Source organism: Collinsella sp. TF05-9AC (genome assembly GCF_003438495.1).
In the GTDB taxonomy this organism is placed as follows: Bacteria; Actinomycetota; Coriobacteriia; order Coriobacteriales; family Coriobacteriaceae; genus Collinsella.
The window spans coordinates 1-9,851 of sequence record NZ_QSSH01000050.1 but is presented as its reverse complement, the minus strand read 5'-3'; the positions used below and the strand labels follow the sequence as shown (position 1 = coordinate 9,851).

At 58.5% G+C, this 9,851-nt stretch carries 8 protein-coding genes; 4 read left to right on the top strand and 4 right to left on the bottom strand.

Annotated features, from left to right (window positions below):
* Window positions 1-72: 72 nt before the first annotated feature.
* Both DXC52_RS09515 and DXC52_RS09510 read left to right on the top strand, forming a co-directional pair.
* The gene (locus tag DXC52_RS09515) at window positions 73-1,812 is read left to right on the top strand and encodes a hypothetical protein (protein WP_117747062.1); all 1,740 of its coding nucleotides are present in this window, start codon (window positions 73-75) and stop codon (window positions 1,810-1,812) included.
* A 182-nt stretch (window positions 1,813-1,994) separates the two neighbouring features.
* Window positions 1,995-3,137, top strand: coding sequence for a hypothetical protein (locus DXC52_RS09510; RefSeq protein WP_117747061.1), 1,143 nt, complete (start codon window positions 1,995-1,997; stop codon window positions 3,135-3,137).
* Between the two features lie 133 nt (window positions 3,138-3,270).
* Here DXC52_RS09510 and DXC52_RS09505 read toward each other — a convergent pair whose 3' ends face one another.
* A complete protein-coding gene (locus DXC52_RS09505; protein ID WP_158554645.1) occupies window positions 3,271-4,005 on the bottom strand; it encodes a 3'-5' exonuclease in 735 nt (244 codons plus the stop codon).
* 482 nt (window positions 4,006-4,487) lie between these two features.
* Between DXC52_RS09505 and DXC52_RS10360 the strand changes: the two genes are divergently transcribed.
* Window positions 4,488-4,613, top strand: a complete 126-nt coding sequence (locus tag DXC52_RS10360; protein ID WP_255412934.1) for a hypothetical protein — start codon at window positions 4,488-4,490, stop codon at window positions 4,611-4,613.
* A gap of 150 nt (window positions 4,614-4,763) precedes the next feature.
* On the opposite strand, the gene DXC52_RS09500 is transcribed toward DXC52_RS10360, so the two are convergent.
* The 3 genes from DXC52_RS09500 to DXC52_RS09490 form a co-directional block, all read right to left on the bottom strand.
* The gene (locus tag DXC52_RS09500; RefSeq protein WP_117747059.1) at window positions 4,764-5,405 is read right to left on the bottom strand and encodes an SIMPL domain-containing protein; all 642 of its coding nucleotides are present in this window, start codon (window positions 5,403-5,405) and stop codon (window positions 4,764-4,766) included.
* A 439-nt stretch (window positions 5,406-5,844) separates the two neighbouring features.
* A complete protein-coding gene (locus tag DXC52_RS09495; protein ID WP_117734342.1) occupies window positions 5,845-6,051 on the bottom strand; it encodes a hypothetical protein in 207 nt (68 codons plus the stop codon).
* Window positions 6,052-6,371: 320 nt separating this feature from the next.
* Window positions 6,372-7,763, bottom strand: coding sequence for an ATP-binding protein (locus DXC52_RS09490; RefSeq protein WP_117747058.1), 1,392 nt, complete (start codon window positions 7,761-7,763; stop codon window positions 6,372-6,374).
* 653 nt (window positions 7,764-8,416) lie between these two features.
* Between DXC52_RS09490 and DXC52_RS09485 the strand changes: the two genes are divergently transcribed.
* Complete coding sequence (locus tag DXC52_RS09485; RefSeq protein WP_117747057.1) at window positions 8,417-9,415, top strand: hypothetical protein; 999 nt, start codon at window positions 8,417-8,419, stop codon at window positions 9,413-9,415.
* Window positions 9,416-9,851 lie beyond the last annotated feature (436 nt).

The window sequence follows — 9,851 nt, the reverse complement described above, 5'->3', positions numbered from 1 at the left end:
GAGCGGGGGCTCCTGTCGTTTCCGTGCCCTCGGATTGGGTCATAGTGTCTGTCCGCCACCGTAGCGCTTGCTTTGCCCTCAACCGCCCTAGCCGCGTCGGACCCGAACCCGCCCAGCATCTCCAACGTGACGATATCCGCGACGACAGTCACGGCCGGCTCCACGCTGCATGTCGGCTATAGCGTCGATGACCCTGACGGGGTACGGTCCGTCACGCCCATAGTCGAAGTCCTTGTCGAAAACGATACCGGAGACCATGGAATCAGTTCCCGTCTCGCCTTCTCGTCGACCGGCAACACGACCGCGGGCTTCGATATCTCCACCTCCCCGAGCGACCGGCCCTGCAGGTACCGGATCATCGGCCTCGGCGTGACCGATAGTCTTGGATGGGTTACCGATGTCTACGACACGACGTATGCCGAGGAGAAGGGGCTCGACTGTCCGACCTTCACCACCGACCCCCTCGAGTATGAGGTGACCGAGGGACCCGAGGACCAAAACCCGCCGACCGTGTCCTCCGTGTCGCTCTCGAGCAGGGAGGTCGCAACCGGTGCCGACCTCCACATCTCTTGGACCGTCTCCGATGCCGACGGCGTTCGCTCCGTTTCCCCCATACTGCGGCAGGGCTGGGAGAATTCGGACGACGGCTGCTCTGTTTCGTCAGCCTATTATCACGGAGGCTCGTCTATCGACGGGTTTGACCTCACATTCGACAGCAATAGGATCGGAAGGCACAGGCTGATCGGCCTTTCGGTCACCGATGGCCTAGGGTTCGAGACCGATGTGTACGAGAGTTCCTACGCCAGGGCCAACGGCATTTCGGGCGCGACTTTCTCGGTTGGCGACCCGAGCGAGCTGTGCTTCGAGGTGACCGGCAGCGCGATCGACCGGAACCCGCCCACGGTCTCGAACGTTTCCATCTCCGCGAAGAGGGTCCCCGTCGGCGGGATCCTCCGTATCTATTGCAATGTAGGCGACGCGGACGGCGTAAAGTCTGTCTCCCCGATCCTCGGCGACCCCGGCTATGTCGAGGACCCGAACTCTTTAAAGACCCGCAAAACGTTGAGCTGCAGCTACGATGCGGCAAGGGGCTATATCGAAATCGAGTTCCCCACGTCGCTCTCGATGGGCTCGTTTGAAATCCAAGCCCTCGCGGTCCTCGACAAGACGGGCCACGAGACCTTCGTCTACAGCTCCGCCTACGCCGAGCGTAACGGCAAGACCGGCGTTCAGACCTTTGATGTCGACGACGCGGGGGACGTCACCTTCGACGTGACCGCTCCGCTGTATGCCGCCACCAAGGGCGACGGGCAGGCGTATGCAAAGGACGGCGAGGCCGGTCTGACCTTCCGCTTCAGCGGTCCTCTCGATGAGTTCACGCGTCTCCTCGTGGACGGAACTGAGGTCTCCGCCGAGAACTACACCGCAACCAGGGGCAGCACGATTATCGAGCTCAGGCCGTCCTACCTGGACACGCTCGCCGGCGGCGGACACACCGTCACGGCCGTCTGGAAGGACGGGACGGCGACCGATGCGTCCTTCACCGTGGAGGGGAAGGCCCAAGGGGAGCAGGCGGGCGGAAAGACCGACGTAGATTCACCCGGCGACAACAAAAGTGATCCTGCCACTCCTGAAAAGGACGCCGACGAGGCGGCTACAAAAAAGTCGGGACGCACGACAGCCGATGAACCAAAGCTCGCTGCAACCGGCGACTCCACTTGGATGGCCAGCATCGCATTGGCCATGGCGGCCACGGCCTGCTTCACGGCAGCGAGAAGGCTTGAGCCCAAGCAGCATAGGCACGAACAGTAGCTCAAAGCGAACTCAACTGGGAAGGGCAGATGGATAGCCGTCCTTCTCTTATAATCAACCCAATCCGCTGAAATGCAATCAGTTAACGAGTTTCGCCAGACGCTCGGCCTCTACCCCGCTCTAGCAAGCCACCAGGCGATGAGATAATGCCCACGACTATCAACGTAAGCAAGGAGCGCGCTATGGCAGACAACGAGACCAAACCCTCGGCGAACGACGGCCGAGAGGAGCTCGTGGCAAAACAGCTCGCATCGACCAAAATCCACCTCGCGCTCACTCAGAAGCGGGTGGACGTCTCCGGCGCCATCAAGCTACCGCTCGAGCGAATTCCCCAACTCGGCGTGGCGTTCGCCTCGCTCCCCTCGATGTTTCGCACCGTCACCAACACGGTGAGCGTGCCCACGCTGCTCCAGGCGACTGACAAATATGGTAACCCGCTCGATCCGTCGAAACTCAACACGTTCAAGGACGGCAGCGGTCTCACAGGGGGCTACCGCGACGCCGCCAAGGGCCTTGGGCAGGCGCGCTTCCACGTAGTCGAGGGCGACATCGCCACGAGCGTCACGCAGGTGCCTTACGATCCAACATCGCTATTCATGGCAGCCGCAATCGCGCAGATAAACCAAAAGCTCGACTCCATCCAGGAGTCCGTCGACGAAATGTTCGAGTACATGCGTCAGCGCGACAAGGCCAACATGCGTGGCAACCTCAAGACGCTCGCAGACATCCTCAACGGTTACGGCCTCAACTACGGCAACGCCACCTACATGGCAAACGCCCATATGAAGGTGCTCGACATCAAGCAGTCGTCCGCGCAGGACATGGAACTCTTCCGCTCGCAGGCACAGGCGGATCTGAAAAAGAAAGGGTTCATCGAGGTGCGAGACGGCTTGGGCAGACGCCTCGACAAGGTGCTCGACTACCTCAAAGACTGCCAGCTCGCCACCTACATCCACGCGTTCTCGCTGTTCCTCGAACCCATGCTCGCCCAGAACTTCGAGCCCGCAAAGCTCGCGGACGCCACTGCGAAGATCGAGGCTGATTCGATCGCGTACCGCGAGCTCTACACCGACTGCTACAACGCACTCGAAGCGGGGCTGTCGACACCGTCGATGCGGCACTGCTGGGCGGTATCGCGTCCGCGGGCAAATTGCTCGGTCACGCCATCGCAAAGACCCCCGTGGGCGACCATACACTCATCGACGAGGCGCTCGAAGGCGCAGGAGAGAGCATCGGAAAGTTCAACGACAAGCAATCCGAGAAACTCCTCGAAAAGCTCCATCAGGCAAAGACGCCCGACGTCACGCCGTTCAAGCAGAGCGTAAAGGAGATCGACACCCTCTACAACCGCCCCGCGCAGATCGCCGTGGACGCCGAGAACGTCTACATCTTGCCTGCCAAGCAGCAGGAAGAGTAACGATACGCGACAGGCACGCGCCATGCAGACAGCTAACGCCCCTACCTTCCCGCCGCCTTCAGCTTCAGCAGCAGGTCGCCCAGCTCGGGGCACTTGCTAGAGAGGCGTGTCTGGGCCCGCTCGCCCATCCCCCAACGTTGGCGGACTTCTTGGGCGCGCGGACTCACGTGATAGTCCCCGTCCATCACCTGCTTGAGCAGCTTGGCGGTCACGCGCGCATCGGCTAGGGCGCTGTGGGCATGGCCCGTCGACTCGTCAAACTCGATGCCGAACCACGTTGCCGCGTCGCCCAACGAGACGCGCCCGTGGCTGCCAACGTCCATGATCGAGGTGTAAAACGCCTGCAGGTCGGCCCAGTCCGTAGGAAATGTGGAAAGGTCGATGTGCTTTGCCTGGCACTCGGTCAAAAGCTGCCGACGGTCCGCACCGCTCCAACAGACCACCTGGGCGGAGTAGCGACCGATCCAATCGCTGAGCCTTTTTATCACCATGTAGAGCAGATCGGCCATCGCGGTGTCCACGGCCGATATCCCCGTGAGCTCGCGGACGGGATACGCAACGCCTTCGGTAAATTCCGTCTGCACAAACTGCGAGAACTCGCCCATAACGTTGCCGTGGTAATCGAGCTTAACGGCGCCGACCTCGATAATCTCATTGCGCAGCCCACGGCGCTGGCGCTGCTTTGGCACCGGCGCAAACTCAAAGTCCAGCACAATCTGGCGCGCAAAGTTCGTCGTATCGATAGCCGAGATACACGGCGTCTTTTCAGCTGACACGGTTAGGGCCTTTCTCCGTTGCTTGCCGCTTGTTACATAAGCGGCTACATTGCCGTAAGGATAGGTGGCCGCGCGGACATGAAAGCTGGGCGCAATACCACGCGCTAATCACACGCCATGCAGACGGCCCCAAGAGAGTCGCCCGCTCTATTCAAATGGATGAAAAGATTTAGGCCCGGTGACTTGAATCAGCGGTCATCCCGGGCCCATCAATATGCAGTGTACCTACAGAGGGCTGGTTAATCAAACGGGCTTTCGGTGACGAAGACCTGCGCGTCTAGCCCCAATCGCCCAGCGCCGTCTTCTGCCGCCCTTACGAAAGGCTGCTATTCGAGGGAATCACGTTGCTGTTATTATCGAACATATATTCGTATTTATGACCGCGCTTTGATTGAATGGCAGTTGTTGACGGCAGTTCCATGTGCCGGGCAGCGCCCTCCATGTGCCGGGCAGCGCCCTCCATGCGACGGGAGGTGATGCCCATGACCGATCTGATTGATTTCGTGAAGCTCCTGACCGCTTTGGTCTCGCTCCTCACGGCGCTTATCGGACTTTCCGAGGCACTTAAGCAGCGTACGAAGCAAAAGAAGAGGGGTCGACGCCGTTAAGGCATTGACCCCTTAATCGAAGTAACGGCGCTGCCCAGCTATCCACAACTTGGGCTGCCGTCGACCTTATTCTACCCACGGACATTGAGTTTAACAAATGGTTTTTTCGGTAGCGAAGCCTCGGTCCCTCAGCCGCTCAGCACCTGCTTCCTACTCCAGCCACCATTCCATATCCACGGAGCACTCGACCTCGATAGGCTCTGGCTCCAGCACCGTCTCCTCGGAGCCTCCGGACGCCCCATCGGGAGCACACGCGGCAACACAGTATGTTCGACCATAGCCCGCCGCCCGACTGTTATACGAGATATGCTTGACGCCGCCCAGCATAGACCCCGCCGCAACGGCAAGTGCCTGCGCGTTGCCGCGAGCACGTTCAACCGCACGGGCAATCAGGGCGTCTTCCGCCGCGCGCTGATCCGCCAACTCAAATCGAATGCTCATGTCGGCATGTGACTCGCAGGTATTGAGTGCGGTCCACACAGCAGCAAAGTCAGTCGAATCGACAGGCGCGGCAACCGTACCGTACGCATAGTAGTTGTAGCCCACAATCGTCGCCTTCTTGCGCGTCATCTGCGCATAACAAGTGTACCGACAGCATGTTAATTCGCTATCCAAACCAAAGGGCGCCAGCGCGGCGGCTACGCGGGCGCGATCGGTGTTGTAATCCTCCAGGCACGATTCCTTGGTGGTGCGGCGACCACCAAAGCCAATGCTAAAGATCACGCGGTCGGGCATAACCTCGTCCTCTATCTCGGCGCCAACGCTCACATAACCGGTCTTATCCGTTGCCATGACATCCGTCCTTTCCACGAATGGCTACGTTGCGGTAAGCGTAGCCACCCGTGCGGACACAAAAATGGGATGCTGTGCCACGCGCGCCAGGCACGCGCCATGCAGATGGCCCCAAGAGAGTCGCCCGCTCTATTCAAATGGATGAAAAAGATTGAGGCCCGGTGACTTGAATCAGAGGTCATCCCGGGCCCATCAGAGCTCGTAGAGCTCTTGGTTGCTTTGGTCTCGCTCTTCACGGCGCTTATCGAACTTTCCGAGGCACTCAAGCAGCATTCGAAGCATAACAAGTCGCTGCCATTAAGGCACCGACCTCTTGACCAAGCAACGGCGTTTCCCAGCTCTCCAGAACTTGGGCTGCCGTCAACTTTATTCTATCCGCGAGCATCTGGTTTACCAAATGGATTTTCGGTAAAGGAAGCACGGCACGCCCGCAAAACCACTACGCCCCAAGTGCCGCCATGGGGATCACCGCCACGCCGTCGTCGCGTGTGTAGGCAATGCTCCCCTTTCCAACCACGACCGCCAAAAACGCCGGCGCGGCATTCTGGGCGGCAGGATTGGAGAGCACTTTCCTCTCCAGCGCCTTGAGATTTCTCGCTCCATCGTCTGCTTTCGCATCACTCAGCTTGACCTCGATGGCTCCCATCCGCACAGGTCCTCGGTCAGCTTGAGCCTGTTGAAGAGATCCAGGTGCGCAGCGATGGTCCTCTCGTCGGGGCCCGTCTCACCGTACGAGGCGTCCTTTATGAGCGTCTTGTACGTGACAGCCTGGCTCTCGTTCATGGCAAGAGCTCGCAAAAGGCCGTGTGCAAGCTCGGGCGATCATGCGATATACGAAATTACGCCATTCTCAATGCTGTTTTTACGCCGTTCTCAATGTAGTTTTTACGCCATTTTCATTGTAGGTTTTACGCTTGGCATCCTTAGCGCGACCCATTCCGAGCAATCACATCAGAGCGCGCTTGGTTATCTCCGCTCGCACATCTCGGCAAACGAAATCAGCTTGGTATCTCCCCTGCTCGCCGCAGCTTCCTGACATCCTTGCGTAAAGCCACGCTTCGAGAAGATCACGTAGCTTTTATGCTGACGCCTAAAGAGCTCGCTTCGGTACACGAGCTTTTCCAGAACATCCTCGCCTGCCGGTTCGTTACGCCATTTGCACTCCGCAAAGAGCGCCGCGCCCTCTCCGTCGTCGACAATCAAATCGATCTCTTCCTGCGTACGCATCCGATTGTCCGTTCCCCACCAACGGCCAACTGTTGCCGGCACCACACCAAGTTCGCCCGCGCGTGCGAGTTCGTACACGTATTGTCTGCATATAAGCTCAAAGACCGTACCCATGTAATCCGATACGTGCGGCTCAATGCGCCTATACGCCATCTCGGCCATATCGTTTTGAATCAGCCCAATGTTCTGCGGCACAAACTTGTACCAGAACCTAAACATCTGGTCGCTCAGCAGATACACGGCTCGCTTATTGCTCGTCTCGTTTAGGGGCAGCTCGCGCTCGACAATCCCAAGCGACGCCAGCTTATCCACATAGCTCTTTACGTTGCTCGCAGGGATTCCCATAGAGCTCGCAATCTCTGAGATCTTCGAGCGCCCCTGGGCAATTGCTTGCACGATCGCATCATATTGCTCGGGATTGCGGCACTCTTGCAATAGCAGGTTACTCGGCTCCTCAAAGAGATAGCCCGTAGGAGTAAGAAAAAGACGTTTGATGTTGTCCTCGAGCGATACGGTAGGATCGACTTTCTCGATATATGCAGGAATGCCGCCCGTCATGCCATAGCAAACCGCAGCGTCTTCGCGACCCATGCTCTGCCACAAGCCGAGGGTCGTCGTAAAATCCAGCGGCATGATCTTAAACTGGGCCGTACGCCTACCGTATAGCGGACTCTCGTAGCCCAGCACCTGCTCTTCCATGAACGAAAGCGACGACCCGCACAGGATAAGCATGAGCTTGGTCTCTTTGTACAAGTGATCGATCTTGTCTTGCAGCAACGAGCTGATCTCGGGATTCGATTGGGCGAGATAGGGATACTCGTCAATCACGACAATCAAACGTTCCGTGCGAGCCATGGTGGCCAACGCATCGAACGCCTCGTCAAAACTACGAAACGACACACCTGCAGCACCAACCGAACCCGCAAGTAACGCCTGGCTAAAGCCGTGCAGGTTTGCCACTGCATTGGTACGACGAGCTTGAAAGTAAATAGCCTTCTTGCCTTGGATAAACTCTGTGATAAGACGCGTTTTACCCACGCGACGGCGGCCGTAAATCACAGGCATTTCAAAGGAGCCCGTGCCATACAGTCGATTGAGCTCGGACATTTTCACTGTTCTTCCGATAAACATAGGGCCATCCTTCCTTTGCGTTATAGCTAGCTATATTATACCTTCCTATAATATAGCTAGCTATAACGCAATTCGACAAGCGGCGCACGCAAAAGGGGCGGTACACCCCCGCACGTGGACCGTTCCGGAAAATGTATCCCGTTCTGGAGCCAAAAACTGGGCCGTAGTTTCCGCCAAGCATGCCATCCGGAAAGCGTGTCCCGTTCTGAGCCTGAATTCTGGGATGCGGTTTCCGCTGAAACTTCTACCGGAAAGCGAATCCCATTCTGAGCGTCGAATCCGGGACGCAGTTTCCGGTTGAGGGCTGTTCCGGAAAGCTTGTCCCGTTCCGAGCGGCAATTCCGGGTCACGGTTTCCTCAGGTACAAGGCGACAGTCCGCCGCCCTTATCACATGCCTTCAAATATGCGATCCAGAAACACAAAACAGCAGATAGAATGCTCTTTTTCAAAAAGTACACGTCCCGAAACTTACCAAGACTTCATATCTAGCTACCGTTCACGGTCGCCGATTACCACCCACCGATTCAAACAAGAAATATGTCGCCAAAAGCAGGTCATCTACCTGCATGGTTAGATTTTGGTCAGCTTTTGGTCAGCTGAGCGGCAAGTTCCAGCTGATACGTTTTTGCTACCCAAAAGGAGGCGGTAGCTCATGACCCATTGCAATGACCAGCTCATCGACCAACTGCTCACTCAAGCCGAGCAAGAGGGGCGCTGTCTGATTCCCCCGAGCGCGGCGATCCGAAAAGCGCTCCTTCGGCGCACCGGCGGCACGGTTGTCTCGCCCATTCCGGGGTTGTTTGCGCGAAAAACGCGCTGGGATGAACTCAACCGAGCGCAACGCCATTGCGAGATTATCCGCGCCCTTGCGATCATCCATCCCGATTGGACGTTCTGCTCGTTTTCGGCAGCTTGCCTGCTGGGGCTCGAGGTCTCGTGGCGACACCTGAACGTCGTGCATGTTTGCAGCTCGACAAAGCCGTCGGCTCGTCCGGGCGCACATATTCAGCGACACCAGATTGAGCCGGCCGGAGCAATACGCAGAGCCGGCATATCGGTAACGCCGCCCATCCAAACGGCCACAGATTGCCTGCTGCAAACTGGTTTTGCCGACGGCATGCCCATTGCCGATTCGACGATCTCAAAGCTCGGCCTTGCGCCGGAACAGCTGATGGAGGCCGTGGAGCAACGAGCGACTGCACGCAATGGTCGCGCGATTCGCACCGCCCTCACAACGCTTCGATATGCCGACGTCCGCGCCGAGAGCGGCGGGGAATCGGTCGCCCGAGCCGTCATGATCGAGACGGGCTTTGCGCCCGACTGGCTTCAATACGAGCTGACGGACCCCTTCGATTCGGCCAAGCCCATACGAACGGACTTTGCCTGGGAGCGCCAGGCGCGGGAACTCACACTGGGCGAGCTCGACGGGCTCATCAAATATACCGACCAGACCATGCTGGCCGGACGCACCACCGCCGAGGTGCTCGTTGCCGAACGACAGCGCGAGGCGCACCTATCGCTCTACGGTCACCCTCTGCTGCGCTTTACCATGAACGAGGTCCGCTCGACAGGAATGCTCGCCAAAAAGCTGCAGACGGCAGGCATCCGGCAGACCGCGCTGCCGACATGGCTCAGCGAGGTGGACCTGTAGGAGCTGCTAGGCCACGCATCGCCGAATCGCATCCCCCCTATCTGGGCCGCGTTTTCCCAACGGCCACGCCAACGGAAAGCGCGTCCCAGCCTGGACACTCAAAACGGGATGCGCTTTCCGGATGGCGGGCCTGGCGGAAAGCGTGTCCCGGAATCCCGTCTCAGAGCTGGACAGGCTTTCCGGTTGAGTCCTTCAGCGGAAACCGCATCCCGGAATAAACACTCAAACTGGGATGCGCTTTCCAAACGGCCGGCCAGCGGAAAACACATCCCATTCTGAGGCACGATTCCGGGACGCAGTTTCCGCATGCGGCCCCGTTGGGAAAGTTAATCCCGTTCCGAGGCTGGATTCCGGGACGCAGCTTCCGCATGCGGAGGCGCTCCAAATCAGAACCACCCTTAAAAAGGGTGGTTTGCTCTTAGGGTATAACCCACGG

Excerpts from the sequence above, each read along its gene's own strand:
- DXC52_RS09495 (WP_117734342.1), bottom strand. The coding sequence starts at position 6,051 with ATGGGAGCCATCGAGGTCAAGCTGAGTGATGCGAAAGCAGACGATGGA.
- DXC52_RS09510 (WP_117747061.1), top strand. The coding sequence starts at position 1,995 with ATGGCAGACAACGAGACCAAACCCTCGGCGAACGACGGCCGAGAGGAG.
- DXC52_RS09490 (WP_117747058.1), bottom strand. The coding sequence starts at position 7,763 with ATGTTTATCGGAAGAACAGTGAAAATGTCCGAGCTCAATCGACTGTAT.
- DXC52_RS10360 (WP_255412934.1), top strand. The coding sequence starts at position 4,488 with ATGACCGATCTGATTGATTTCGTGAAGCTCCTGACCGCTTTGGTCTCG.
- DXC52_RS09485 (WP_117747057.1), top strand. The coding sequence starts at position 8,417 with ATGACCCATTGCAATGACCAGCTCATCGACCAACTGCTCACTCAAGCC.
- DXC52_RS09500 (WP_117747059.1), bottom strand. The coding sequence starts at position 5,405 with ATGGCAACGGATAAGACCGGTTATGTGAGCGTTGGCGCCGAGATAGAG.